Annotated in this window: 26 protein-coding genes; 18 read left to right on the top strand and 8 right to left on the bottom strand. The window is 72.1% G+C overall.

Annotated features, from left to right (window positions below; all coding sequences use genetic code 11):
• Window positions 1-8 precede the first annotated feature (8 nt).
• The 3 genes from KBX46_RS01695 to KBX46_RS01685 are packed head-to-tail and all read right to left on the bottom strand — an operon-like array spanning window position 9 to window position 2520.
• Entirely contained in the window at window positions 9-740 is a 732-nt protein-coding gene (locus KBX46_RS01695; RefSeq protein ID WP_210790032.1) for an ABC transporter ATP-binding protein, read from the bottom strand.
• The gene (locus KBX46_RS01690; protein WP_210790029.1) at window positions 713-1546 is read right to left on the bottom strand and encodes an ABC transporter permease; all 834 of its coding nucleotides are present in this window, start codon (window positions 1544-1546) and stop codon (window positions 713-715) included. Before KBX46_RS01690 ends, KBX46_RS01695 begins: the two co-directional genes overlap by 28 nt.
• The gene (locus KBX46_RS01685; RefSeq protein ID WP_210790026.1) at window positions 1543-2520 is read right to left on the bottom strand and encodes an aliphatic sulfonate ABC transporter substrate-binding protein; all 978 of its coding nucleotides are present in this window, start codon (window positions 2518-2520) and stop codon (window positions 1543-1545) included. The genes KBX46_RS01690 and KBX46_RS01685 overlap by 4 nt, the downstream gene beginning before the upstream one ends.
• 190 nt (window positions 2521-2710) lie before the next feature.
• On the opposite strand from KBX46_RS01685, the gene KBX46_RS01680 reads away from it, so the two are divergent.
• Window positions 2711-3892: an LLM class flavin-dependent oxidoreductase gene (locus KBX46_RS01680; protein WP_210790023.1), complete on the top strand. Its 1182-nt coding sequence runs from the start codon at window positions 2711-2713 to the stop codon at window positions 3890-3892.
• 78 nt (window positions 3893-3970) lie between these two features.
• Here the strand turns inward: KBX46_RS01680 and KBX46_RS01675 are convergent, their stop codons facing one another.
• Window positions 3971-4375: a hypothetical protein gene (locus KBX46_RS01675; protein ID WP_210790021.1), complete on the bottom strand. Its 405-nt coding sequence runs from the start codon at window positions 4373-4375 to the stop codon at window positions 3971-3973.
• Between the two features lie 325 nt (window positions 4376-4700).
• On the opposite strand from KBX46_RS01675, the gene KBX46_RS01670 reads away from it, so the two are divergent.
• The 7 genes from KBX46_RS01670 to KBX46_RS01640 all read left to right on the top strand — a co-directional run bounded on the left by KBX46_RS01670 (window position 4701) and on the right by KBX46_RS01640 (window position 9756).
• Window positions 4701-5003, top strand: coding sequence for an urease subunit gamma (locus KBX46_RS01670; protein ID WP_088948581.1), 303 nt, complete (start codon window positions 4701-4703; stop codon window positions 5001-5003).
• Window positions 5000-5335, top strand: coding sequence for an urease subunit beta (locus KBX46_RS01665; RefSeq protein ID WP_210790020.1), 336 nt, complete (start codon window positions 5000-5002; stop codon window positions 5333-5335). The genes KBX46_RS01670 and KBX46_RS01665 overlap by 4 nt, the downstream gene beginning before the upstream one ends.
• A complete protein-coding gene (locus tag KBX46_RS01660) occupies window positions 5332-7035 on the top strand; it encodes an urease subunit alpha (RefSeq protein WP_210790013.1) in 1704 nt (567 codons plus the stop codon). The genes KBX46_RS01665 and KBX46_RS01660 overlap by 4 nt, the downstream gene beginning before the upstream one ends.
• Complete coding sequence (locus KBX46_RS01655) at window positions 7035-7751, top strand: urease accessory protein UreF (protein WP_210790006.1); 717 nt, start codon at window positions 7035-7037, stop codon at window positions 7749-7751. The genes KBX46_RS01660 and KBX46_RS01655 overlap by 1 nt, the downstream gene beginning before the upstream one ends.
• Window positions 7741-8523, top strand: a complete 783-nt coding sequence (gene ureG, locus KBX46_RS01650) for an urease accessory protein UreG (RefSeq protein ID WP_374223651.1) — start codon at window positions 7741-7743, stop codon at window positions 8521-8523. The genes KBX46_RS01655 and ureG overlap by 11 nt, the downstream gene beginning before the upstream one ends.
• Window positions 8523-9239 (top strand): urease accessory protein UreD, encoded by a 717-nt coding sequence (locus tag KBX46_RS01645; RefSeq protein WP_210790003.1) that lies wholly within the window; start codon window positions 8523-8525, stop codon window positions 9237-9239. The genes ureG and KBX46_RS01645 overlap by 1 nt, the downstream gene beginning before the upstream one ends.
• Before the next feature lie 142 nt (window positions 9240-9381).
• A complete protein-coding gene (locus tag KBX46_RS01640; RefSeq protein ID WP_210790000.1) occupies window positions 9382-9756 on the top strand; it encodes a cupin domain-containing protein in 375 nt (124 codons plus the stop codon).
• A 6-nt stretch (window positions 9757-9762) separates the two neighbouring features.
• On the opposite strand, the gene KBX46_RS01635 is transcribed toward KBX46_RS01640, so the two are convergent.
• Window positions 9763-10221, bottom strand: a complete 459-nt coding sequence (locus KBX46_RS01635; protein WP_210789997.1) for a MarR family winged helix-turn-helix transcriptional regulator — start codon at window positions 10219-10221, stop codon at window positions 9763-9765.
• Window positions 10222-10316: 95 nt separating this feature from the next.
• Between KBX46_RS01635 and KBX46_RS01630 the strand changes: the two genes are divergently transcribed.
• The 6 genes from KBX46_RS01630 (at window position 10317) to urtE (ending at window position 16678) form a co-directional block, all read left to right on the top strand.
• Window positions 10317-11399 carry a substrate-binding domain-containing protein gene (locus KBX46_RS01630; RefSeq protein ID WP_088948574.1) on the top strand — a complete coding sequence of 361 codons (1083 nt, stop codon included), beginning with the start codon at window positions 10317-10319 and terminating at the stop codon, window positions 11397-11399.
• A 422-nt stretch (window positions 11400-11821) separates the two neighbouring features.
• A complete protein-coding gene (urtA, locus tag KBX46_RS01625) occupies window positions 11822-13066 on the top strand; it encodes an urea ABC transporter substrate-binding protein (RefSeq protein ID WP_088948573.1) in 1245 nt (414 codons plus the stop codon).
• Window positions 13067-13141: 75 nt separating this feature from the next.
• Window positions 13142-14029: an urea ABC transporter permease subunit UrtB gene (gene urtB / locus KBX46_RS01620; RefSeq protein ID WP_088948572.1), complete on the top strand. Its 888-nt coding sequence runs from the start codon at window positions 13142-13144 to the stop codon at window positions 14027-14029.
• On the top strand, window positions 14026-15213 hold the full coding sequence (urtC, locus tag KBX46_RS01615; RefSeq protein ID WP_210789994.1) for an urea ABC transporter permease subunit UrtC: 1188 nt from the start codon (window positions 14026-14028) through the stop codon (window positions 15211-15213). The genes urtB and urtC overlap by 4 nt, the downstream gene beginning before the upstream one ends.
• A complete protein-coding gene (gene urtD, locus KBX46_RS01610) occupies window positions 15210-15986 on the top strand; it encodes an urea ABC transporter ATP-binding protein UrtD (protein ID WP_088948570.1) in 777 nt (258 codons plus the stop codon). Before urtC ends, urtD begins: the two co-directional genes overlap by 4 nt.
• Window positions 15986-16678, top strand: a complete 693-nt coding sequence (gene urtE / locus KBX46_RS01605) for an urea ABC transporter ATP-binding subunit UrtE (RefSeq protein ID WP_088948569.1) — start codon at window positions 15986-15988, stop codon at window positions 16676-16678. The genes urtD and urtE overlap by 1 nt, the downstream gene beginning before the upstream one ends.
• A 41-nt stretch (window positions 16679-16719) precedes the next feature.
• On the opposite strand, the gene KBX46_RS01600 is transcribed toward urtE, so the two are convergent.
• A complete protein-coding gene (locus KBX46_RS01600; protein WP_231927422.1) occupies window positions 16720-17778 on the bottom strand; it encodes a LacI family DNA-binding transcriptional regulator in 1059 nt (352 codons plus the stop codon).
• A 109-nt stretch (window positions 17779-17887) separates the two neighbouring features.
• Here KBX46_RS01600 and KBX46_RS01595 point away from each other — a divergent pair, with 109 nt between their 5' ends.
• From KBX46_RS01595 to KBX46_RS01580, 4 genes are all read left to right on the top strand, one after another.
• Window positions 17888-18835, top strand: coding sequence for a LamG-like jellyroll fold domain-containing protein (locus tag KBX46_RS01595; protein ID WP_210789991.1), 948 nt, complete (start codon window positions 17888-17890; stop codon window positions 18833-18835).
• Window positions 18836-18872: 37 nt separating this feature from the next.
• Window positions 18873-20975, top strand: a complete 2103-nt coding sequence (locus KBX46_RS01590; protein ID WP_308159331.1) for a PQQ-dependent sugar dehydrogenase — start codon at window positions 18873-18875, stop codon at window positions 20973-20975.
• Window positions 20976-21076: 101 nt separating this feature from the next.
• Window positions 21077-21547 (top strand): molybdenum cofactor biosysynthesis protein, encoded by a 471-nt coding sequence (locus tag KBX46_RS01585; protein WP_210789989.1) that lies wholly within the window; start codon window positions 21077-21079, stop codon window positions 21545-21547.
• 199 nt (window positions 21548-21746) lie between these two features.
• Window positions 21747-22268, top strand: a complete 522-nt coding sequence (locus tag KBX46_RS01580; RefSeq protein WP_141909738.1) for an SUKH-4 family immunity protein — start codon at window positions 21747-21749, stop codon at window positions 22266-22268.
• Between the two features lie 6 nt (window positions 22269-22274).
• Here KBX46_RS01580 and KBX46_RS01575 read toward each other — a convergent pair whose 3' ends face one another.
• Window positions 22275-22652, bottom strand: a complete 378-nt coding sequence (locus KBX46_RS01575) for a nuclear transport factor 2 family protein (protein WP_088948564.1) — start codon at window positions 22650-22652, stop codon at window positions 22275-22277.
• Between the two features lie 112 nt (window positions 22653-22764).
• Entirely contained in the window at window positions 22765-23265 is a 501-nt protein-coding gene (locus KBX46_RS01570) for an ATP-binding protein (protein WP_247666784.1), read from the bottom strand.
• Between the last annotated feature and the right edge of the window lie 82 nt (window positions 23266-23347).

Below are 23347 nucleotides of genomic sequence, written 5' to 3'. Positions count from 1 at the left end.
TCCGCTCGTCAGGTGGTGGGAACGCCGAGTCGGTCGAGCAGGTGGCGGCGCAGCGCGCCGAAGGCCGGGTCGTCGGGCGTACGGGTGGGGGCCAGGTCGACGGGCAGCTGCGCGGCGATGCGGCCCTCGTCGAGCAGCAGGATCCGGTCGGCGAGCAACAGCGCCTCCTCCACGTCGTGGGTGACCAGCAGGGCCGCGAAGCCGTGCTCGGCGCGCAGCCGGCGCAGCAGGATCTGCATCCGCAGGCGGGTCAGCGCGTCGAGGGCGCCGAACGGCTCGTCGAGCAGCAGCACGTCCGGTTCGCGGACCAGTGCTCGTGCGACGGCCACCCGTTGCGCCTGCCCGCCGGACAGCTCCGCCGGCCAGGCGCGGTGCCGATCGGCGAGCCCGACCTCGGCCAGCGCCCGCCGGATCCGCTCGTGGGCGTCCGGCCCGGACAGGCCGAGCCCGACGTTGTCCGCCACCCGCTTCCAGGGCAGCAGCCGGTGTTCCTGGAAGACCACGGCGGCGGTGCCGTGCACGACGCTCGTGCCACTGGCCTCACCGTCGAGCCCGGCGAGAATCCGCAGGAGCGTGCTCTTGCCGGAACCGCTGCCGCCCAGCAGGGCCACCACCTCGCCGCGTGCGATGGCGAGGTCGACCCCGGCCAGCACGACCGTCGGCCCGAACGCCCGGCGCACCGCGTGGGCGGTCAGCACCGGCGCGGTGTCGTTCAGGTGGCCCGCAGTCCGCGACGCCATGTCAACATCCTCCTCTCCAGGACGCGCAACGCACTGTCGGATATCAGCCCGAGCAGTGCGTAGACGAGCAGCCCCAGCACCACCACGTCGGTCTGGCTGAACTCCCGTGCCTCCATCATCAGAAAACCGATCCCCGTCTGGGCGTTGACCTGCTCGCCGACGACCAGGCTGAGCCAGGCCGCCCCGATCGCCAGGCGCAGCCCGAGGAACAGGGCCGGCAGCGCGCCGGGCAGCACCACGTGCCGCAGTCGGGCGGCTTGCCCCAGACCGCAGGTGCGCGCCGCCTCCACCAGCCGCTCGTCGATGTCCCGGATGCCGGCGTAGGTGTTGAAGTAGATGGGGAAGAAGGCGCCCAGAGCCACCAGGCTGATCTTGAGTGACTCACCGATGCCGACCCAGATGATCAGCAACGGGACCAGCCCGAGGTGCGGCAGCATCCGGGCCATCTGCACCGGCGGGTCGACCAGGTCGTCACCGAGCCGCAGCAGCCCGGCCAGGGTGCCCAGGGCAAGGGCCAGGACGCCGCCGATCAACAGCCCCGCCCCGGCCCGGGTGAGGGAGTCCAGCAGATGGACGCCGAGCGTTCCGTCCCGGCCCAGCCGCCAGCCGGTGGCCAGGACGTCACTCGGCGCGGGCAGCTTCTCCGGTGCCAGCAGGCCGGTCCGCGAGGCCAGCTCCCAGCCCAGGACCAGTGCCACCGGGCTGGCCAACCGCCACCACCGTCGTGTCGGCCGAAGACGTCGGGGCGCGACCGGCGGCGCCGCCGCGATCTCGGCGGGCGCCTCGGCCAGCGTCGTACGGCTCACTGGAACACCGCGCTGAACCGGCTGTCGACCCGGGACCGGATGTCGACCGGGCCCGGGATGAGATCCAGGGCGATGAAGCTGTCGGTGATCGCCTGAAGTTCGTCGCCGATGGCCGGGGTGACGGGGGCGAGGGGTCTGGCGCTGCGGGCCAGGGCCCGACCGGTGACGTCCTGCGGGATCTTCAGCTCCGGCGCGAGCGTGCTGGCCCGCTCCTCGGGGTGGGCGATGCCCCAGTCGGTCACCTCGCGGTAGCGCTGGAGGAAGGCCCGGATCTCGTCCGGCTGCTTCGTGACGGCGTCCGGGGCGGCCAGGACGTACTCGCGGTTGCTGGCCAGCCCGGTCGCGTCGGCGAGCACCTGGACCCCCGGCTGCTCGGCCAGCGCGAAGTACGGGTCCCAGATGACCCAGGCGTCGACCTGGCCACCGTCGAACGCGGGCCGCCCCTCCGCGGGCTTGAGGTACTTGACCTGGATGTCCTTCAGGGTCATGTTGTTGGCCTTGAGCAGCTGGACGAGCAGCCAGTGCACGTTCGACCCCTTGTTCAGGGCCACCGTCTTTCCCTTGAGGTCGGCGAAGGTGCGGTAACCGCGATCGGCCTTGACGAGCACGGCCTCGCCCTGCGGGATCGGCGCCGAGGTGCCGATGATGGAGAACGGGATCTTCCCGGCCGCGGCGAAGACGGGTGGTGCCTCGCCGACCTGTCCGATGTCGATGGAGCCGGCCTTGAGCGCCTCGGTGAGCGCCGGACCGCTCTCGAACAGCGACCACTCCACATCCGGCGCCGCGCCGCGCGCCTTGACCAGGCTCAGCCCGCCGAAGCGCTGGTAGCCGATCCGGAGTTTGCTGGCGGTGCCGCCGGCATCGGCGGACCCGCCGCACGCGCTCACCGCGGCCGTGGCGAGCAGCGCCACTGTGGTGAGGGCGGCCGTCAGGAGGCGGCGATGCGGGGGACGGCTCGTCGGCGGGGTGGGCATGGCGGCTCCTCGGGTCGGGCATGCGGGTCGGGACGCATCGACAGGTGTCGGCGCCGTGGCCGGTAGCCTACTAACCCGATAGGTTTTATGGGTAGGCTGTCGGCGGGATCGTCCCACCCCTCAGGAGGTGCCCGCCTGCGGTGCGCGCACCCGTACCCGCACCCGCCGCGCACTGGAGGAAAGAGCCGCGATGACCCTCACCTTCCACTGGTTCCTGCCCACCAACGGCGACAGCCGGGACATCGTCGGGGGCGGCCACGGCGTACCGACCGGCGCTGCCGGAGGCGCCCGCCCGGCCACCGTCGCGTACCTCGGGCAGATCGCCCGCACCGCCGAGCAGCTCGGCTTCGTCGGCGCCCTCACCCCGACGGGTGCCTGGTGCGAGGACGCCTGGCTGAGCACCGCAATGCTCACCGAGGTGACCGAGCGACTCAAGTTCCTGGTCGCGTTCCGACCCGGGCTGCTGGCTCCGACACTGGCCGCCCAGATGGCCTCGACCTTCCAGCGGCTGTCCCGGGGCCGACTGCTGCTCAACGTGGTCACCGGGGGCGAGTCGCAGGAGCAGCGGGCGTACGGCGACTTCCTGGACAAGGACGCCCGGTACGCGAGGGCCGACGAGTTCCTGCACGTGGTGCGCGCGCTGTGGCGGGGTGAGACGGTCGACCACACCGGCACCCACCTGCGCGTCGAGCAGGCGCGGCTGCACCGGCTGCCCGACCCGGTCCCGCCGGTCTACTTCGGTGGCTCGTCCGCAGCGGCCCTACCCGTGGCGGTGCGGCACAGCGACGTCTACCTCACCTGGGGCGAGCCGCCGGCCCAGGTCGCCGACAAGCTGACCCGGGTCCGGGCGCTGGCCGCCGACGCCGGGCGCGAACTGCGGTTCGGCATCCGGCTGCACGTCATCGCCCGGGACACCTCTGATGAGGCGTGGGCGCAGGCGCGCCGCCTGCTCAACGGCGTCGACGAGGCCGACATCCGGGCGGTGCAGGACGGGCTGCGCCGCAGTGAGTCCGAGGGGCAGCGCCGGATGCTCGACCTGCACGGCGGTTCCCGCGACAGCCTGGAGGTCTCGCCCAACCTGTGGGCCGGCGTCGGGCTGGTCCGGGGCGGGGCCGGCACCGCGCTGGTCGGCAGTCACCGCGAGGTCGCCGACCGGATCGCCGAGTACCACGCGCTCGGCATCGACGAGTTCATCCTCTCCGGCTACCCGCACCTGGAGGAGGCGTACTGGTTCGGCGAGGGCGTGCTGCCGATCCTGCGCGACAGTGGCCTGTGGCGGCACCCCGACGGCCAGCCCGGGCCGACGGACAACGTCGACATCCCCTTCGCCGGGGTGCCCCGGCCGGCGGCGGCACCCGTCGCGGCCCGCTGAGCGGGCGGGCCCCGGCCAGCGGCGGCACCCCTCGCGACCCGCTGAGCGGGCGGGCCCCGGCCGGCGACGGGGCGGCGGCTAGCTGGGTCGGCCGGCGACGCGTCGGCCGACCCGCCGCGCGACGAGACTCACGGCCGTGCTGCCGGCCGCCATCCCGACCAGCACCAGCACCGCCCCGACGGCCCACAGGCCGGTGTCGTCGGTGGAGGCGGCCTGCCACCCCCAGGCCGCCGTGAAGGCGACAGTCATCACCGTCGCCACCAGCCACGGGCTGAGTCGCGTGGCGGCGAGCGCGGCCAGCAGGACGAGCGTCAGCACACAGCCGACCACCTGCCACGCCTCGTACGGGCCGCTGCTCGCGCCGGTCTCCGCATCGACCGTGTAGTCGGTGTCCCAGCCCAGCCAGAGCAGCCACGTCCCGACCGTGGCCGCCGCCAGGAACAGAACACCGAGCAGTGCGCGCGTACCCCTTGTCGCCGTCATCCGGCGATCATGCCCTGGGGTCGTACGCGAGGGGAATGAGCACCGGCACCCAGAAGTGGGCCGGCGCGAACCCGGATCGACTGTTGCCCCGGCCGGTGGTGATCCTCTACGGTCGGCTCAGCGGTGGGCGGTGCGGTCCGCATCCGACCGAGACACTGCCGGTTGCCCGTCACGCGGGCCGGGATGGTGGAGTCCCGGGTCGCCCCGTCGGCGGGGACTCGGCGGTCGTGTGACTCCAGCTCGTACCCCGGGTGTCTGCTGCCCGGTGCGGCCCCCTGCGGGGCCGATGGCGAGCCGGGCACGCCCACCCCACCGGGAGAAGCCCGTGTTTCTCAGCCCGCATGAGCAGGACCGCCTGCTCGTCCACGTCGCGGCCGATGTCGCCCGCGCCCGCCGCGAGCGCGGCCTGCGCCTCAACTACCCCGAAGCCGTCGCGGTGATCACCGCGTTCCTGCTCGAAGGGGCCCGCGACGGCCGGTCCGTCGTCGACCTGATGTCGGCCGGCCGGAGCGTGCTGGGCCGCGACGACGTCCAGGACGGCATCCCCGAGCTGCTGAGGGAGGTGCAGGTGGAGGCGACGTTCCCGGACGGCACCAAGCTCGTGACGGTGCACCACCCGATCCCGTGATTCCGGGGGAGATCCTGCCGGCGCCCGGCCCGGTCGAGATCAACGCGGGCCGCCCGGTAACCACGCTGCTCGTGGTCAACACCGCCGACCGGCCGGTGCAGGTGGGCTCGCACTACCACTTCGCCGAGGCCAACCCGGCCCTGGCGTTCGACCGGGACGTCGCCTGGGGGCAGCGGCTCGCCGTGCCGGCGGGCACCTCGGTCCGGTTCGAGCCGGGCATCAGCCGCAGCGTCGACCTCGTCCCGTTCGGCGGCGCGCGCGTCGTGCCGGGGCTGCGTGGCGCGTGTGCGGGCCCACTGGACCCGCCGACGGCCGACGGGTCACCGGAGTGAGCGCCGTGCGGCGGGACCGCTACATCGACCTGTACGGGCCGACGACCGGCGACCGGATCCGGCTGGCCGACACCAACCTGCTCATCGAGGTGGAGACCGACCACTGCGTCGGTGGTGACGAGGCGGTCTTCGGCGGCGGGAAGGTGATCCGCGAGTCGATGGGGCAGTCGCGGGCCACCCGCGCCGAGGGGGCACTGGACACCGTCATCACCGGCGCCGTGGTGCTCGACCACTGGGGAGTGGTCAAGGCCGACGTGGGGCTGCGCGACGGGCGCATCGTGGCGCTCGGCCGGGCCGGCAACCCGGACACCATGCCCGGCGTCCACCCCGACCTGGTCATCGGCCCGTCGACCGAGGTGATCGCCGGCAACGGGCGGATCCTCACCGCCGGCGCGGTCGACACCCACGTGCACTTCATCTGCCCGCAGATCGTCACCGAGGCCCTGGCCAGCGGCGTCACCACGTTGGTGGGTGGCGGCACCGGCCCGGCCGAGGGAACCCGGGCGACCACTGTCACCCCGAACGGCTGGCACCTGGCCCGGATGCACGAGGCGCTGGACACCATGCCGGTCAACGTGTTGCTGCTCGGCAAGGGCAACACCGTCTCCAGCGAGGCGCTCTGGGAACAGTTGCGCGCCGGTGCGGGCGGTTTCAAGCTGCACGAGGACTGGGGCACCACACCGGCGGCGATCGACGCCTGCCTGCGGGTGGCCGACCAGTCCGGGGTCCAGGTGTCGATCCACACCGACACGCTCAACGAGGCCGGGTTCGTCGCCGACACCCTGCGCGCGATCGGCGGACGGGCGATCCACTCGTACCACACCGAGGGTGCTGGCGGCGGGCACGCACCGGACATCATCACTGTGGCCAGTGAACCGAACGTGCTGCCGTCGTCGACCAACCCGACCCGCCCGTACACCGCCAACACCCTCGCCGAGCACCTGGACATGTTGATGGTCTGCCACCACCTCAACCCGTCCGTGCCGGAGGACCTGGCCTTCGCCGAGAGCCGGATCCGACCGTCCACGATGGCCGCCGAGGATCTGCTGCACGACCTCGGCGCGATCTCCATCATCGGCTCCGACGCGCAGGCGATGGGCCGGGTCGGCGAGGTGATCCTGCGGACCTGGCAGAGCGCGCACGTGATGAAGGAGCGGGTCGGCGCGCTGCCGGGTGACGGGGACGCCGACAACCACCGAGCCCGACGGTACGTCGCGAAGTACACCATCTGCGCGGCGATGGCCAACGGGCTGGAGCACGAGGTCGGCTCGGTCGAACCCGGCAAGCTCGCCGACCTGGTGCTCTGGGACCCGGCGTTCTTCGGCGTACGACCGCACCTGGTGCTCAAGGGCGGCATGATCGCGTACGCCCAGATGGGTGACGCGAACGCCTCGATCCCGACGCCGCAGCCGATGCTGCCGCGGCCGATGTTCGGGGCGTACGGTGCCGCGGCGGCCGCCACCAGCCTGGCGTTCGTGGCCCCGGCGGCACTGGACGCCGGGCTTCGGCTGGACGTGCGACGCCGGGTGGTACCGGTGAGCGACGTGCGGTCGCGGGGCAAGGCCGACCTGCCGGAGAACAACGCGATGCCGCGCATCGAGGTGGAGCCGGACACCTTCACGGTGCGGATCGATGGTGTGGTGGTCGAGCCGGACCCGGTGACCCGGTTGCCGATGGCCCAGCGCTACTTCCTGTTCTGATGGCCACGCCGAGCCTGCTGTTGCTGCTGGCCGACGGACGCTTTCCGGCCGGGGCGCACGCGCACTCCGGCGGTCTGGAGGCGGCCGTCGCCGCCGGCCGGGTCACCGACCTGGCCTCGTTGGAGGCGTTCCTGGCCGGACGGTTGGCGACCGCCGGGCTGGTCGGTGCGGCGTTCGCGGCGGCCGCACACCGGGCCGCGGTGCCCGGGACCGTCGGCGCGGCCGAATCCGCCGGGACCGCCACGCTGGCAACCACGCTGGCCCAGCTCGACGCGGAGCTGGACGCGCGTACCGCGGCGCCGACGTTGCGAACCGTCTCCCGCCGCCAGGGCCGAGCGCTGCTGCGCGCCGGGCGGGCCATCTGGCCGGACGCTCCGTTCGGCGATCTGCCCACGACGCCCGCCGGCGCACACCAGCCGCTGGTGCTCGGGCTGCTCTGCGCCGCGGCGGGGTTGTCCCGTCTCGACACCGCCACTGTCGCCGCCTACGGGACGGTGACCGGGGCGGCCAGTGCCGGCGTACGCCTGCTCGGCCTCGACCCGTACCAGGTCCAGGCCCTGCTGGTCGGCCTGGCCGACGCCTGCGACGGCACGGCTGCCGACGCGGCCCGCGCCGCCGACGACCCACCGGAGCGGCTGCCGGCCGCCGCCGCTCCACTCGCCGACATCCATGCCGAAATCCATGCCACCTGGGAGGTGCGTCTCTTTGCGTCCTGAGACTGTTGTGCCGAGCGCTGCGCCCGTCGACCCGACCACGCCACCACCGACCGCCCCGTTGCACGACGAGACCGTCCCGCACACCCATCCCGAGCCGGGGGTCGACCCGCACCCTCCACTGGCCCGCGCCGGTCGTGCTCTGCGGGTCGGCATCGGCGGCCCGGTCGGTTCCGGCAAGACGGCCCTGGTGGCCGCGCTCTGCCGGGCCTTCGCCGACGAGTTGCGGCTCGGCGTGGTGACCAACGACATCTACACCACCGAGGACGCCGACTTCCTGCGGCGGGCCGGGGTGCTGGACCCGGCCCGGATCCGCGCGGTGGAGACCGGCTGCTGCCCGCACACCGCGATCCGCGACGACATCGGCGCCAATCTGGACGCCGTCGACGAACTGGCCGAGGCGGTCGGCCCGTTGGACCTGGTCCTCGTGGAGAGCGGAGGAGACAACCTGACCGCGACCTTCAGCCGGGGCCTGGTCGACCGGCAGATCTTCGTGGTCGACGTGGCGGGCGGGGACAAGGTGCCCCGCAAGGGCGGCCCGGGGGTCACCGCCGCCGACCTCCTCGTGATCAACAAGACCGACCTGGCTCCGATGGTGGGCGCGGACCTCGCCGTGATGGACCGTGACGCGCGGGCTCGACGCGGCGACCTTCCGACCCTCTTCCTGTCCATCGTGGGAGACCCGACGGCGAGCCGGGTCGCCGACTGGATCCGGCACGAGCTGGCCCACCACGCGGCCCTGCACCCGCTCGCCGTACCGGCCGGGCCGGTCTGATGCGGGCGCTCGCCCGGCTGGTCGCCCGGGCCGACGGCCGGGGTGGCACGGTCCTGGTCGAGCTGCACGGCGAGACGCCGCTCCTGCTGCGCCAGACCCCGGCCGACGGTGGTGTCGCCACTGTGCACCTCGTCGGCGGGGCGGCCGGCCCGCTGGCCGGCGACGACCTGCGGTTGGAGATCGAAGTGGGACCGGGCGCCGCGGTGCGGGTGCACACAGTGGCGGCGTCGATCGCCCTGCCGGGACGGCCAGGCGCGGTGTCCCGGATGGCGGTGTCCGCGGTGGTGCACGCCGGTGCCACGCTGCACTGGCTCCCCGAACAACTGGTCGCGGCGGCCGGCTGCGCGCACCTCGCCGAGTCCCGCGTCGCGGTGGCCGCCGGGGCGAGCCTGCGCTGGCGCGACGAGCTGATCTGTGGCCGGTACGGCGAGGCGCCGGGCGGTGCCGTCGTGCACACGCAGGTCGACTACGCGGGCCGGCCGCTGCTGCGCCAGTCCCTGGCGGTGGGGCCGCGCGCACCCGGCTGGGCCGGCCCCGCGGTGCTCGGCGGCGCACCGGCCACCGGCTCGCTGCTGGTGGTCGACCCGTCGCGGCCCGCCGAACCGGCCGCGGTCGACGGGACTGTCGCCCGACTGCCGTTGGCCGGGGGCCCGGCGACACTGTGGACCGCCACCGCTCCCGACGCGCACACCCTGCGCGCCCGCCTCACCGTGTGACGCGAGCGCCCACTCGACCCCGGCACGTCGTCGGCTTTCGTGTTCGCCCATCCCGGCCCGGGACGGGTCTGCGGCCCATATCCTCGGAAGGCCATGCCAACCGGGGCGACTGCCGTTCCGCGACGGCTCACAGGAGGCCGTGATGAGTGGGAAAGATCGGCCCGAGGGCATCAGTCCGACGGCGGTGGAGGCGGCGCCGGGGCTGTGGCGTGTCGATCTCCAGAAGCACGACCTCAGCATCCCGGGACGTGAGGTCGTCCAGAGTCGGGTGGAGTTCACACCGGACTCGCCGCCGTTCAAGCACTTCCACCCGGGCGAAGAAATCATCTGCGTACTCCAGGGGTCTCTGGAGTACACGCTCGAAGGTCAGCCGCCGATGGTGTGCAACGTCGGTGACGCGCTGACCGTGCCGTACGGCGTCCACCACCAGGCCCGCAACGTCGGCGACGGCGTCGCCGTCGAACTGGCCACGTACGTCGTGGAGAAGGGCAAGCCGCTTCTCACCAGGGTCGACTGAGCCTCGTCAGCGGTGTGGGCCGACCGCGTCGACGCGGCGGCGGGCCGGGTCGAGACGACCGATCAGGTCGGCGAGCTGAACGGTCAGATCGTCGACCTGTGGCATGCCCAGCTCGGCGAGGTTGGCCCGCACCCGCTCATCGAGGCGATCGTGCTCGCGACGGCCGCGGGCCGTGAGGTAGGCGCGGATCCGCCGACGGTCCATCGGGTCTATCCGGCGGAAGACGAGGTTACGGTCGACGAGCTGGTCGACCAGTTTGGTGAGGGTGCCGGGAGGCAGCGACGCCTCGGCGGACACCTCGCTCATCGGGTGGCCCTGGCCGTCGGCGAGCAGGCAGAGCACCCGCCATGCCTCGATGCTCAGCGCGTCCTCGGCCAGGACAGCGCCCAGCCGGCGAGAGAGCAGCCGTTCGGCGCGGGTGAGCGAGCGCAGCAGGTCGGCTGGCGCCCCGGGCACGTCTGACATGGAACTCCCTGGTCCGGTGGCCCTGTCATGGTAGCGAGTGTCCCGGTCCGTGGTGAGTCCTGGCCTTCGGTCGTGGGCCGGGCAATCATGTGCTCATGTCCGCGCCGGCACCGCCGTGGCTGACCGTCGACCGTGCCGTGGTCAGCATCGCGTTGGTCTACCCGATGCGCGGGCCGGCCGGCATGTTCGGCCCCACCTGCGAGCTGTGCGCGCAGCTCGCGGTCGAGGAGATCAACCGATGTGGTGGTGTGCTGGGCCGGGAGGTGCGGCTGGTGCCGGTCGACGGCGGCGCACCGCCGGCCGAGGTGGCCGCCGAGGTCGAGGCGTTGGTGTCGGTGGGGGCGGTGCAGGGGGTGACGGGTTGGCACATCTCGTCGGTGCGCCAGGCGCTGGCGCCACGCGTCGCGCACCGGGTGCCGTACGTCTACACCGCACTCTACGAGGGTGGTGAACGCACCGAGGGGGTCTTCCTGACCAGCGAGACGCCGGATGCCCAACTGTGGCCCGCGATGCGGCTGCTCGCCGAAGAGCAGGGGGTGCGTCGCTGGTTCGTGGTCGGCAACGACTACGTGTGGCCGCGTCGTACCGCGCGGGCGGCCCAGCGGTACGCGTTGCGCGGCGGTGGGCAGGTGGTGGGCCTGCACTTCCTGCCGTTGGACGCGCACGACTTCACCGAGGTGCTGCGCCGCATCGAGCACAGTGACGCCGACGGGGTGCTGATGCTGCTTGTCGGTGCGGACGCGGTGCGGTTCAACCGGGCGTTCGCCCGATCCGGCCTCGATCAGCGGTGCCTGCGGCTGAGCACGCTGATGGACGAGAACATGCTGCTCGCCAGCGGTGCCGGTGCGACCCGGCGGCTGTACAGCACGGCGGGCTTCTTCGCCGGGCTGGTCACCCAGGAGAACCTCGACTTCCACGGCGAGTTCGTCCGTCGCTTCGGGGTGGAGGCGCCGCCGTTGGGCAGCCTCGGGGAGTCCTGCTACGAGGGCGTGATGCTGCTCGCCGCGCTGATCGGCCAGGCGCGCACCCTCGACGTGCGGGCCATCGAGACGGCCGCTGACACGGTGGCCTACCAGGGGCCACGCGGGCGGTTGCTGCTACGCCAACGGCACGTCCGTCAGCGCATCTATCTGGCCGAGGCCGACGGGCTCGACTTCACCGTGCTCGCCCAGCTCTGAGACCAGGGGCCGCCAGCCGGCCCGCCCGGACCCTTGACAGCGCCACCCGATCCCGTCCTAAGATGCTTCCTGCGTGAAGTATCTGGCCTCGGGTCAGATGTCACCACTGTGTCCCCACCATCGACGGAATTGCCCGTCGACCATTGTGGTGACACCAAATCTGCGTCTTTCCGAACGGCCGGCACCGTTTCCTCCCCAACGGTGCCGGCCGTTTTTCGTGCGCGTCGGATCGACCGCGCGGAAACAGCCAATTAAGGGCCGGGAAACATGAGCGCAATCACGTCGGTCGACGCTTTCGGTGCCCATATCCGAACCGGTGCCCTGAGCGGCGTCCACCCGTCGACCTCGGCATCGCCCACGTCAGCTCCACCGGACCGCACCGACCGTCCTTTCGCCACTTGAGTGCACCGCAGGGAGAGTAGATGTCACTATTCCGGGGCCGCCGCATCCTGGCGGGCGCCATGACCCTGGTCGCCGCGGCCGCGATGACCGCGTGCGGCAGCAAGACCACCGACGAGGGTGGCGCGACAGGCGTCACCGCCGACATCTCCGGCGACACCGTCAAGGTGGGGCTGCTCAACTCGCTCTCCGGCACCATGGCGATCAGCGAGGTCACCGTCCGCGACTCCATCATGCTCGCCGTCGAGGAGATCAACGCGGCCGGTGGCGTCCTCGGCAAGAAGATCCAGCCGGTCGGCGAGGACGGCGCCTCGGACTGGCCGACCTTCGCGGAGAAGGCCGAGAAGCTCATCTCCGAGGACCGGGTCGCCGCCGTCTTCGGCTGCTGGACGTCGGCCAGTCGCAAAGCGGTCAAGCCGGTGTTCGAGAAGAACAAGGCGTTGTTGTTCTACCCGGTGCAGTACGAAGGCCTCGAACAGTCTCCCTACATCTTCTACACGGGTGCGACCACCAACCAGCAGATCGTTCCCGGGCTCGACTACCTCAAGGCGCAGGGTGCGAAGTCGGTCTATCTGGTCGGCAGCGACTACGTCTTTCCCCGCACCGCCAACAAAATCATCAAGGCGTACGCGACCGCGAACGGGATGACGGTCCTCGGTGAGGATTACGCCCCACTCGGATCCACCGAGTTCGGCACCATCGTCAACAAGGTCAAGTCGTCCGGCGCCGATGCCGTCTTCAACACACTCAACGGCGACAGCAACGTGGCCTTCTTCAAGGAATACAAGTCCGCCGGTCTGACCGCTGCCGCGATGCCGGTGGTGTCCGTCTCGATCGCCGAGGAGGAGGTCAAGGGCATCGGCACCCAGTACCTGGAGGGTCAGCTGACCGCCTGGAACTACTACCAGACCACCCCGGGAGCGGCGAACTCGAAGTTCGTGGCCGCGTACAAGGCGAAGTTCGGTGCGGACAAGCCCACCAGCGACCCGATGGAGGCCGCGTACGTCGGCGTGTATCTCTGGAAGGCCATGGTCGAGAAGGCCGGCGCCTTCGACGTGGAGAAGGTCCGCGCCGCCTCGGACGGGATCACCTTCGACGCGCCAGAGGGCCTGGTCACGGTGGACGGGAAGACCCAGCACATCGCCAAGACCGCCCGGATCGGCAAGATCGGCGCGGACGGTCTGATCACCGAGGTGTGGAACTCCGGCAAGCCGGTGCAGCCGGACCCGTACCTCAAGACCTATCCGTGGGCGAGCGGCCTGAGCTGACGACGCCGGCCCGGGCGGGCTGCGCGACGACGCGCTCCGCCCGGGCCACCCGACCAGCAGTTCGGAGTACCCACCGTGACAGTCCTCTTCGGTCAACTCTTCACCGGCATCAGCATCGGCGCGGTGCTGCTGCTCATCGCGCTCGGCCTCGCGCTGACCTTCGGCCAGATGAACGTGATCAACATGGCGCACGGTGAGTTCATCATGGCCGGGGCGTACACCACCTACGTCCTGCAGCAGAGCATCACCGGGGCCGGTTGGTCGCTGGTCGTCGCGCTACCGGTGGCGTTCGTGGTCGCCGGCACGATGGGCGCGCTGCTGGAGATGCTGCTCATCCGCCGGCTGTACGCCCGACCACTGGACACCCTGCTGGTCACCTGGGGTGTGTCGCTGATGCTGCAACAACTGGCCCGCGACGTCTTCGGCAGCCCGAACGTGCAGACCCGCGCGCCGGAGCTGCTGACCGGCAACGTGGCGCTCCCCGGCGGGTTGACCATCGCCAACAACCGGCTGTTCATCCTGGCCCTGGCGCTGGCCGCCGTCGCGGCGCTCACCCTGGCGCTGCGCCTCACCCCACTCGGGCGTCGCATCCGCGCGGTCGTGCAGAACCGCGACCTCGCGGCGGTGTCCGGCATCGCGACCTCCCGGGTCGACCGGACCACCTTCTTCGTCGGCTCCGGCCTGGCCGGGCTCGCCGGGGTGGCGCTCACCCTGCTCGGCCCGATCGGCCCGACCATGGGCACCAACCTGATCATCGACGCCTTCCTGGTCGTCGTGGTCGGCGGGATCGGCCAGCTCAAGGGCAGCGTGATCGTCGCCTTCGCCCTCGGCGTGCTCCAGGCCACCGGGGAATACCTCACCACCCTCAGCGTCGCCAAGGTGATCGTGTTCGTGGCGATCGTCGCGTTCCTTCAGTGGCGGCCACAGGGTCTGTTCACGCTGCGGACCAGGAGCCTCGCATGACAGCCGTCACCCCCGCGCCGCCCGACACCGCCCTCGACCCGGCACCCGTCAGCGCCGTACCGCCGAGCCGGCCCGCGGGCCGCTCGCGACTGCGGACGGCGGCCGGCTTCGCACTCGGCGCGGCGCTGCTGTTCGCCGTCGCGCCGCTGGTCTTGTCGGACTTCCGGCTGTCCCTGCTCGCCAAGTACCTCTGCGTCGCCATGGTCGCGGTCGGCATCGGGATCGCCTGGGGCCGGGGCGGCATGCTCACCCTCGGCCAGGGCGTCTTCTTCGGCCTCGGCGGCTACGCGATGGCCATGCACCTCAAGCTCGCCGACGCGGGCCCGGCCGGGATGCCGGACTTCATGCAGCTGTACGGGCAGCTCGACGAACTGCCGCTGTGGTGGAGGCCCTTCGCCAGCCCGTGGTTCGCGCTGCCCGCGACGGTGCTGCTGCCGATGGCAGTCGCCTTCGGGCTCGGCTCGCTGGTGTTCCGCCGCCGTGTGCGCGGCGCGTACTTCGCCATCCTCAGCCAGGCCCTCGCCGCCGCGATGGTGATCCTGCTGATCGGCCAGCAGGGCACCACGGGTGGCACCAACGGGCTCACCGACATCAAGGGCTTCTTCGGCTACGACCTGGACGACCCGGTCAACCAGCGGATGGTCTACTTCATCATCGCCGGCACACTGCTGGCCCTGCTCGCGCTGACCCGTCAACTCATCCACAGCCGCTACGGCGAGCTGCTGGTGGCGGTCCGCGACGGCGAGGAACGCGTCCGGTTCCTCGGCTACGACCCGGCCTCGGTCAAGCTGGTCGCGTACGTGGTCGCGGCCGGGATGGCGGGCCTGGCCGGGGCGCTGTTCGTGCCCGCGGTGGGCATCATCTCGCCCGCGCTGATCGGCATCGTCCCGTCGATCGAGTTTGTCATCGGCGTCGCGGTGGGTGGTCGGGCCACGCTGCTCGGGCCGGTGCTCGGCGCGGTGGCGGTGGCCTGGGCGCGTACCGCCCTCTCCGAGCGTTTCCCGGGCACCTGGACGTACCTCCAGGGGTTGCTCTTCGTGGTCGTGGTGGCGTTCCTTCCCGGCGGCCTGGCGTCGCTGTGGGCGTTGGCCCGCCGCCGCGACGTCGCCGCGCCGCCGCTGCGGCGCGGGTGGTTGTCGCTGGGCCGACGACGCGCCGGGCGGACGGAGGTGCCGGCGGCATGAGCGGCGACCGACTGGACGGGTTGTCCGTCCGTGACGTGCGGGTCAGCTTCGACGGTTTCACCGCCGTCGACGGCGTCTCGCTGGAGGTGCCCGCCGGTGACATCCGGTTCCTGATCGGGCCGAACGGCGCCGGCAAGACCACGCTGGTCGACGCGATCACCGGCCTGGTCCGGGCCACCGGCTCGGTCCGCTTCGGCGCCGACGAACTGCTGGGCCGCCCGGTGCACCGGATCAGCCGGCTGGGCGTCGGGCGTACCTTCCAGACGTCCTCGGTCTTCGAGGAGCTGTCGGTACTGCAGAACCTCGACATCGCGGCCGGCGCCCGGCGTGGCTGGGCGACCCTGGCCCGCCGCCGTCGCGGCGTTCCCGACGAGGTGGCCGCGGCGCTGGAGACCATCGGTCTGGCCGAACGGGCCGAGCACCTCGCCGGGACGCTCGCGCACGGGCAGAAGCAGTGGCTGGAGATCGGGATGCTGCTGGTGCAGGACGCGCGGCTGCTGCTGCTCGACGAGCCGGTCGCCGGCATGAGCCACGAGGAACGCGACGCCACCGGGGTCCTGCTGGAGACGGTGAGCCGGGACCGCACAGTCGTCGTGATCGAGCACGACATGGACTTCCTGCGCCGGTTCGCGCGCAGCGTCACAGTGCTGCACGCCGGCCGGGTGCTCAGCGAGGGAACGGTGGCGCAGGTCCAGGCGGACCCGCGTGTGCAGGAGGTCTACCTTGGCCACCCGGTCGACGCCGGGTCGGCCCGCACCGGTCTGGAGGCATGATGCTGACGCTGCGCGGGGTGCACGCCGGGTACGGGCGCAGCCGCGTGCTGCACGGGGTCGACCTCACGGTCCCGCCCGACGGGGTCGCCGCGGTCCTCGGGCACAACGGCGCTGGCAAGAGCACATTGCTGCGGGTTGCGGCCGGCCTGCTGCGCCCGAGCGCCGGCACCGTCGAGCTGGACGGCGAGAACGTCACCCGCCTCGGGCCGCACGAGCGGGTGGCGCGGGGGATGGCGTACGTCCCGCAGGGTCAACAGTGCTTCCCGCACCTGACCGCCGCGGAGAACCTGCGGCTGGTCGCCGACGGTCGGCGCGACGGCGCGGTGGCGACCGCTGAGGTGCTGGACCTCTTTCCGGCGCTGCGCCCGCTGCTGCGACGCCGGGCCGGGCTGCTCTCCGGCGGTCAGCGCCAGCAATTGGCCATCGCCCGTGCGCTGATCACCCGGCCGAGGTTGCTGATGCTCGACGAGCCGACCGAGGGCATCCAGCCGTCGGTGGTCGCGGAGATCCAGGAACGGATCGTCGAGCTGACCCGGCAGTCCGGGTTCAGCGTGCTGCTGGTGGAGCAGCACCTGGGCTTCGCGCTGCGGGTGGCGAGCCGCTACCAGGTGCTGGAATCCGGCCGGGTCACCTCGCAGGGGGACGGTGGTGTCACTGCGGAACGGGACGTCCGGGCGGCCCTGGCAGTCTGACCCGCCGAGCCGTCTGACCCTTCGGGCAGCGTGGTCGTCGGTCAGGTCGTCGGCGCGGGCCCGGTCGAGTCGCGGACGACCAGCAGGTGCCCGGTGGGACGGCGGCGGGGACGGGTCGAGCGGGGCTTGAGGGCGAGGGTGAGCGCCGTGCGGCCCATCTCGGTCATCGGCAGGCGGATGGTGGTGAGGCTGGGCGCGAGGTCGGCCGCCACGGAGACGTCGTCGAAGCCGACGACGGACATCCGCGCGGGCACCGGCACCCGGCGGGAGCGCAACGTCGACAACACACCCATGGCCATCGCGTCGTTGAGCGCGATGATCGCCGTCGTTGCCGGGTGCTCGTTGAGGATCTGCTCGGCGGCGGCCCGCCCGCCACCGCGGGTGAAGTCGCTGTGCACGACGACGAGGTCGGCCGGGGACCGCCCGCGCTGCCGCAGGGCCGACGACACGCCGGCCAGTCGGTCCGCGACAGTGGTGAGCCCGGCGCTGCCCGCGGCGACCGCGATCCGTTGATGGCCGAGGTCCATCAGGTGCTGGGCGAGCGCGTGACCGCCGGCCTCGTTGTCCGGCAGGACGGCGTCGATGCCGAGCGCGTGCCGTCCGATGGCGGCGGCCCGTCCGCCGTGGTCCTGGAAGGCGGCCAGCTCGGCGCGGGCGGCGGCCTCCATGCGGGGGTCGTCGTAGCCGGAACCGCTGATCAGGACGATGCCGACCCGCTGGGCGATCAGGTGCCGCAGCTGTTGCAGCTCGTAGCCGGGGTCGCGGCCGGACTGGCAGATCTGCACCAGCAGCCCCTGCTCGGCGGCGAGCTGGATGACGCCGGCGGCGATCTCGGCGAAGTACGGGTCGTCGACCTGGTGGACGATCAGCCCCACGGTTGAGCTGGCCCCGCCGGCAAGGGTGCGGGCGTACGGGTTGGCGACGTAGCCCAGCTCACGGGCGATCTGCCGGATCCGGTCGGCCACCTCGGTGCTGACCCCCTCACGGCCGGCGAGGGCGCGGGAGGCGGTCGCCAGCGAGACGGCGGCGTGTTCGGCGACGTCCACGAGGCGCGGCCGCTGGTTGGCCCTGGGCATCCGCAACCCTCCGGAAACATCCATGTCACCCGATCTATTGCGAGCGCCATTCATCTGAGCCTAGGGTACGTAAGCGCTTACGTAAGCGCTTACGTGACCGGCATCAGTCATGCCGCGAAACGAGGTGACAGCCATGTCCAGGGCCCGCCAAGCGGCCGTTTCCCTCCTGGCGATCGGCGCACTGACCGGCGCCGCCGCGCCGCCCGCGCAGGCGGATCGGAGCATCTCGCACGACGTCCACCCGGCCCTGCGCGCACACCTGGTCGCCGCGTACGACTTCGACCACCCGGTGCCCGGCGATCCGGCGCTGGAACGCGACCAGGGCCGCTCCGGCACCGAGATCGAGCTGATCAACGGCGGTGCCGCGATGCGGGTGCCGGACCGCGCCTACCGGGGCAGCCGCAACGCGGTGCAGACCCGGCAGGTCGACCCGGCGGTTGCTGGCAACGACGACTGGAAGGCCGGCACCTGGTCGGCCAGCGGGGTGCGGACGCTGCGCGCCTTCAGCGCCACCGCGGGCACCACCGTGATGGGCTGGTTCAAGCTCAACATGGACAGCCCGCTGCCCAACTCCACCACCGCCGACCCCGCCGACCGCTACAACGCGATCGGGCTGGCCGGGGTGCTGACCGGCGACTCCGACGGCCACGGCGTGCGGGCCCTGCTGGAGCTGATCGACGTCGACGGGGAGCTGCGCCTGGTCGCGCTCGGGCGGCGACTCGACGGCGGCAACTCGCAGACCTTCGCCGCCAACCAGGACTGGCGCGAGCTGTTGCCCGTGGGGGAGTGGGTGCACCTCGCCGCCACCTTCGACTTCGACACCGGCGCCCTCGCCCTCTACCGCAACGGCGAGCCGGTCGATGGCTTCTACACCCGCACCGACGACCCGTGGCTGGTGTCCGGGCCGGGCCCACACGTCACCACCGCCTCCGACCCGCGCGGCATCAAGATCGGCGGGAGCTTCCCCCAGGACACCCTGGAGCGCAACCCGTGCGACTGCCGCATGGACGGCCTGATGTTCCTCGACAACGTGGTCTCCGCGAGCGACGTGCGGAGGCAGTACCACCACCTGGCCCGCTGACCACCCTCGGCACCGTCCCACCGAGAAGGAGACACGCGTGCTCGTCCTCCACCGCCGCGCCCGAGGTGCCCGCCGACCCGCGCTGACGGCCGGCCTCACCGCCCTCGTGCTGGTCCTGTCCACACTGCTCGCGTCGCCCGCCCGGGCCGCCGACGCCGTTGACGACCCGATCCCCGAGATGCCGGTCCAGTCCCGGATCGGGCTGGTCCTCAGTGAGTACGCCAGCTTCCCGCAGTCGTACCCCACGCCCGCCCCGACCGATGCGCGGCTCATGCGGACCGCGCGGATCAACACGGTGATGGAGTTGCCCGACGGCTCCGGCCGGCGGGCGGTGCCCGACCTCAACGGCAACCTCTACCTGGTCGAGGGCGGCGTGCCGCACGTCTACCTGGACGTGGCGGCGACGTTCGCGCCGCAGTTCTTCTCCGGTCGTGGGCTGGGCCAGGGCTTCGGCTACGTCGCCTTCCACCCGGAGTTCGGCGTCAACGGACGGTTCTACACCATCCACACCGAGCTGGCCTCCACGACGACCGCCACACCCGACCACGCCCAGCCCAACACGCTCTTCCACGGGGTCATCACCGAGTGGACGGCGACCGATCCGACCGCCGCCACCTTCGCCGGTACGCACCGCGAGGTGCTGCGCATCGGCTTCGGCGGCCAGGTGCACGGCATCCAGGAGATCAACTTCAACCCCACGGCCAAGCGTCACGACAGCGACTACGGCCTGCTGTACCTCGCCGTCGGCGACGGCGGCCAGGGCGCCCGCAACACCGACCCGCAGAACCTGGGGCTGCCGCACGGCAAGCTGTTGCGGATCGACCCCCGGGGCACCAACTCCGCCAACGGGCGCTACGGCATCCCACAGCGGAACCCGTTCGTCGGCCAGACCGGCGCGCTCGGCGAGATCTACGCCGTGGGTTTCCGTGATCCGCACCGGTTCAGCTGGGACCGGGCGACCGGCCGGATGTACCTCGGACACATCGGTGAGCACGCCGTCGAGGCGATCTACGAGGTCCGCGCCGGCGACAACTTCGGCTGGAGTGAGCGCGAGGGCTCCTTCGTCTTCGACAAGGCCGCCACCAGCCCCTGCGACCGGCTGCTCCCGCTGCCCGCCGACGACGACCGGTACGGCTACACCTACCCCGTCGCCGCGTACGACCATGACCCCGCGCCGGGCTGGAACTGCACCGACGACGTCGGTGTCGCGGTGGCCGGCGGGTTCGTCTACCGGGGGCGCACGCTGCCCGCGCTGCGCGGCAAGTACGTCTTCGGTGACCTGGTCGACGGCCGGGTGCTCTACACCGAGGCGAACGAGATGCGCCGCGGCCACGGCCTGGCACCGATCCACCAACTCGCGCTCTTCGACGCGGCGGGCGGTCCGGTCCGGATGCGGGACCTCTCCGGACCCGGCGCGCCCGGCGACCCCAACCGGGTGGACCTGCGCTTCGGCACCGACGCCGCCGGTGAGCTCTACCTCGTCGCGAAGGCCAACGGGAAGATCTGGAAGGTGACGGGCACGACGGAGTTCGCCAGCGGCGACGTCGGCGACACCACAGTGCGCCGCACCGCCGGGGCGTCGAACTGGGCACCGGTGACCCCGGCGAAGTGGCAGTTCACCCGCGACCAGGTCATCCTCGCCGAGGCTGGGGAGAGCCGGCCGGGCCCGCGCCGGCCGTTCGAGTACGCCGTGCTGACCGCCGGCCCGGCGTGGTCGTCGGTGCAGGTCGACGCCCGGGTACGCCTCGACACGCCGGTGGACGTCAGCAACCGCGACGTGATCATCGTCTTCGGCTGGCGCTCGGACACCGAGTTCTACTACGCCCACCTCTCCACAGACAACACGATCTATCCGCACAACGGCATCTTCAAGGTCGACAACGCCGACCGGGAGCGCATCGACCACCAGTGGAACGGCCGCTCCCGGGGCGCCAACCCGGCGATCACCGATGCCGACTGGCACCGCGTCCGGGTGGTGCACCTGCCGTCCACGGGTGAGATCGCCGTCTACGTCGACGGAAACCGGGACCCGCTGATGACCGCGAAGGACACCACGTTCGGCTCGGGGCGGGTGGGCTTCGGCTCGTTCGACAACGTCGGCCGGGTACGGAACCTGACCGTGACCGGCACGCCGGCCTGAGCCGTGTCGCGGTGGGGACGGGGGCGAACGTGCCGCCGTCCCCACCGGGTCATCCGTCGACCTGCCCCGGACGACCCGGTCCGCTTCGTAGACTTCCAGCCATGCCGGAGATCGTCGAGTTGCTGGCCTCGCCCGTGCACCGCTTCCTGGGCCGGCCCGCCGACGGCCCGGCCCCGGCTCCCCCCGGTGAGCTGGTCGACGTGGTCCGGATCCGGGCCGGCCTCGGCATCGTCGGCGACCGGTACTTCGGCCAGCAGGCACACCGCGACGCCAGCGTCACGGTCATCGCCCAGGAGTCGCTGCCGGTCGGCATCGGCCTGGCGGAGGTCCGGCGCAACATCCTCACCACCGGGATCGCCGTGGACGAGCTGATCGGCAGGGTGCTGGTGCTGGACTCCGGCAACGGCCCGGTCAGCCTGCGGGTCAACCGGGCGGCCCGGCCCTGCGCGTGGATGGACGTCACCGTCGGCCCGGGAGCATGGAAGGCGCTGCGCACCACCGGTGGCATCCGCTGCACGCCCCTCAACGACGGCACCCTGCGCGTCGGCCCGGTCGACGCGGTCGTCAGCTGAGGAAAGGGCTCGACGCCAGCGGCCCGGACGCCCTCACCATCAGATCTTGGACAGGTGGTGTCGGCCAGGTTGGCGGATTCGGCGAGGTGACGCCCCGGCGAGCTGCCGCGTGGTAGAACCAATCCGCACATCGGCTCGCAGGTCTTCGGGCAGCCGGGAGCTTTGCCGGACAGGACCTCATCCGAACAGAGGTGGTGCAGTGCATCCGGAGCTGCGGCAGCTCATCGAGGAGCTGCGAGCCGATCTGGCCGACCAGCCGGCGAGCCTGGCGTACGCCGAGTTCGGCGAGGGCGCCGCCATCGATGTCGTGCCGGCGAGCCTCCCGGCCGACCTGCGCGATCTCCTGCTGGTGGCCGACGGCCTGCGGGCGGGTCGGCTTGAGCTGGCGTCCACGTCGACCCTCGCCGGAATCCAGTACCACCTCGACTACGTGCCGGACTTCTCCACCATCCCCGAGGACCGGGCGGGCTGGCTGGTGGTGGGCACCCGCAGCGACGAGCCGATCTTCATGGACCGTGGCACGGGAGCGATCTGGTACTTCCCGCCCAACGGCACCGAGTGGTTCATGTCCGACGCGTTCGAGGAGCTGGCCCCCGACCTCGGATCCTTCGTGGACTACTACCTGCTCGGCCCGGGCTACGCCGACCTGACCCCGGCGGACGACAGGTGGTTCGCGTTCCTCGACGAGCAGGGCCTGCTCGACGACGAGGACGAGGACTGAGCTGAGTCAGACCGGGCTGATGTGCGCGGCGAGGACCCGCCAGCCGTGCGGGTCGTCGTGGACCCAGGTCCGGGTGTAACGCAGGCGAGCGGCGAACGGTGCCCCCTCGAACACACCGGACACCCGGCCCAGGAAGAACGTCACACCGGTCTTCCCCACGACGAGCAGGTCCAGCTCCTCCTCGACCAGCTCCTGCACCACCGAACGGCGGTCCCGGTGCGCGGCCAGGTCGTCCTGCTTGGTGTGCGGACGGCCGTCCGGGCCGATGGCGATCAGCTGGTCGACCAGCAGCTGATCGAGAGCGTCGACGTCGCCGGCCCTCTGGGCGGCCTGCAGGGTGCGCTCGGCATCGAGCAGCTCTGCCTCGCGTGCGCTGTCCGGCATCGTGCCGTCCTCCCGGTCGGGTCCGACCCGGGGTCACCGTCGGCCCGGGCTGTCCGCATTGTGGCAGGCAACGCGACCCGAGCGGGCGTGGATCGCCGCCCGGCTCACAGGCTCAGGCGAATCCGTACGACGGTCTCCCCGGGGCCGGTGAGCACGGCGACCTCGTCGCACACCTGCTCCACGATCGCCAGCCCCGGCCGCGGATCGAGTCGGCGGACGGCATTCCCTGGCCGAACTCCCGCGCCGGCCCCCGGTCGACGACGTCGCAGAACAACTGGCCGGACTCGGCCCAGAGCAGGACCCGGCCGCCGCCGGTGGTGTGCTGCAGGGTGTTGGTGGCCAGCTCGCTGACCGCCAGTGTCAGCAGCTCCACCCGATGCGGCGGCAGGCCCCGGGCCAGCGCCCCGGCGCTGACGAACGCGCGCAGCGCTCGCACGTCGGTCGCCACCTGGTACGCCATGGTGTCCGTGACATGGGCGGGGACGCTCTGCTCGACCACGGTGTCGCGCCGCTCGGCCGGCATCAGCCCTCCGGCCGCGGGCAGCCGGTCAGCGTCACCACGATCCGCCCGGGTGCCGTGGACGTGTTCGCCTCGACGTGCGCCATCGGACACCAGCAACCCTTTTCCGTAGCCACAGCCGTTGTCGCAACATCATGTCATCCGCCGACCCCTGGGCCGTCTCGTCCGTTCGGCG

The sequence above is a fragment of the Micromonospora sp. C81 genome (assembly GCF_018070425.1).
GTDB classification, from domain to species: Bacteria; Actinomycetota; Actinomycetes; order Mycobacteriales; family Micromonosporaceae; genus Micromonospora; species Micromonospora zamorensis.
The sequence above is the reverse complement of the archived record's forward strand: the minus strand, read 5'-3'. Positions and strand labels throughout refer to the sequence as shown.

Bases quoted from the DNA above. Each gene is read 5' to 3' on its own strand.
- KBX46_RS01695 (WP_210790032.1), bottom strand. From the start codon at position 740: ATGGCGTCGCGGACTGCGGGCCACCTGAACGACACCGCGCCGGTGCTG.
- KBX46_RS01685 (WP_210790026.1), bottom strand. From the start codon at position 2,520: ATGCCCACCCCGCCGACGAGCCGTCCCCCGCATCGCCGCCTCCTGACG.
- KBX46_RS01680 (WP_210790023.1), top strand. From the start codon at position 2,711: ATGACCCTCACCTTCCACTGGTTCCTGCCCACCAACGGCGACAGCCGG.
- KBX46_RS01675 (WP_210790021.1), bottom strand. From the start codon at position 4,375: ATGACGGCGACAAGGGGTACGCGCGCACTGCTCGGTGTTCTGTTCCTG.
- KBX46_RS01655 (WP_210790006.1), top strand. From the start codon at position 7,035: ATGGCCACGCCGAGCCTGCTGTTGCTGCTGGCCGACGGACGCTTTCCG.
- KBX46_RS01645 (WP_210790003.1), top strand. From the start codon at position 8,523: ATGCGGGCGCTCGCCCGGCTGGTCGCCCGGGCCGACGGCCGGGGTGGC.
- KBX46_RS01640 (WP_210790000.1), top strand. From the start codon at position 9,382: ATGAGTGGGAAAGATCGGCCCGAGGGCATCAGTCCGACGGCGGTGGAG.
- KBX46_RS01635 (WP_210789997.1), bottom strand. From the start codon at position 10,221: ATGTCAGACGTGCCCGGGGCGCCAGCCGACCTGCTGCGCTCGCTCACC.
- KBX46_RS01630 (WP_088948574.1), top strand. From the start codon at position 10,317: ATGTCCGCGCCGGCACCGCCGTGGCTGACCGTCGACCGTGCCGTGGTC.
- urtA (WP_088948573.1), top strand. From the start codon at position 11,822: ATGTCACTATTCCGGGGCCGCCGCATCCTGGCGGGCGCCATGACCCTG.
- urtC (WP_210789994.1), top strand. From the start codon at position 14,026: ATGACAGCCGTCACCCCCGCGCCGCCCGACACCGCCCTCGACCCGGCA.
- urtD (WP_088948570.1), top strand. From the start codon at position 15,210: ATGAGCGGCGACCGACTGGACGGGTTGTCCGTCCGTGACGTGCGGGTC.
- urtE (WP_088948569.1), top strand. From the start codon at position 15,986: ATGCTGACGCTGCGCGGGGTGCACGCCGGGTACGGGCGCAGCCGCGTG.
- KBX46_RS01600 (WP_231927422.1), bottom strand. From the start codon at position 17,778: ATGGATGTTTCCGGAGGGTTGCGGATGCCCAGGGCCAACCAGCGGCCG.
- KBX46_RS01595 (WP_210789991.1), top strand. From the start codon at position 17,888: ATGTCCAGGGCCCGCCAAGCGGCCGTTTCCCTCCTGGCGATCGGCGCA.
- KBX46_RS01585 (WP_210789989.1), top strand. From the start codon at position 21,077: ATGCCGGAGATCGTCGAGTTGCTGGCCTCGCCCGTGCACCGCTTCCTG.
- KBX46_RS01575 (WP_088948564.1), bottom strand. From the start codon at position 22,652: ATGCCGGACAGCGCACGCGAGGCAGAGCTGCTCGATGCCGAGCGCACC.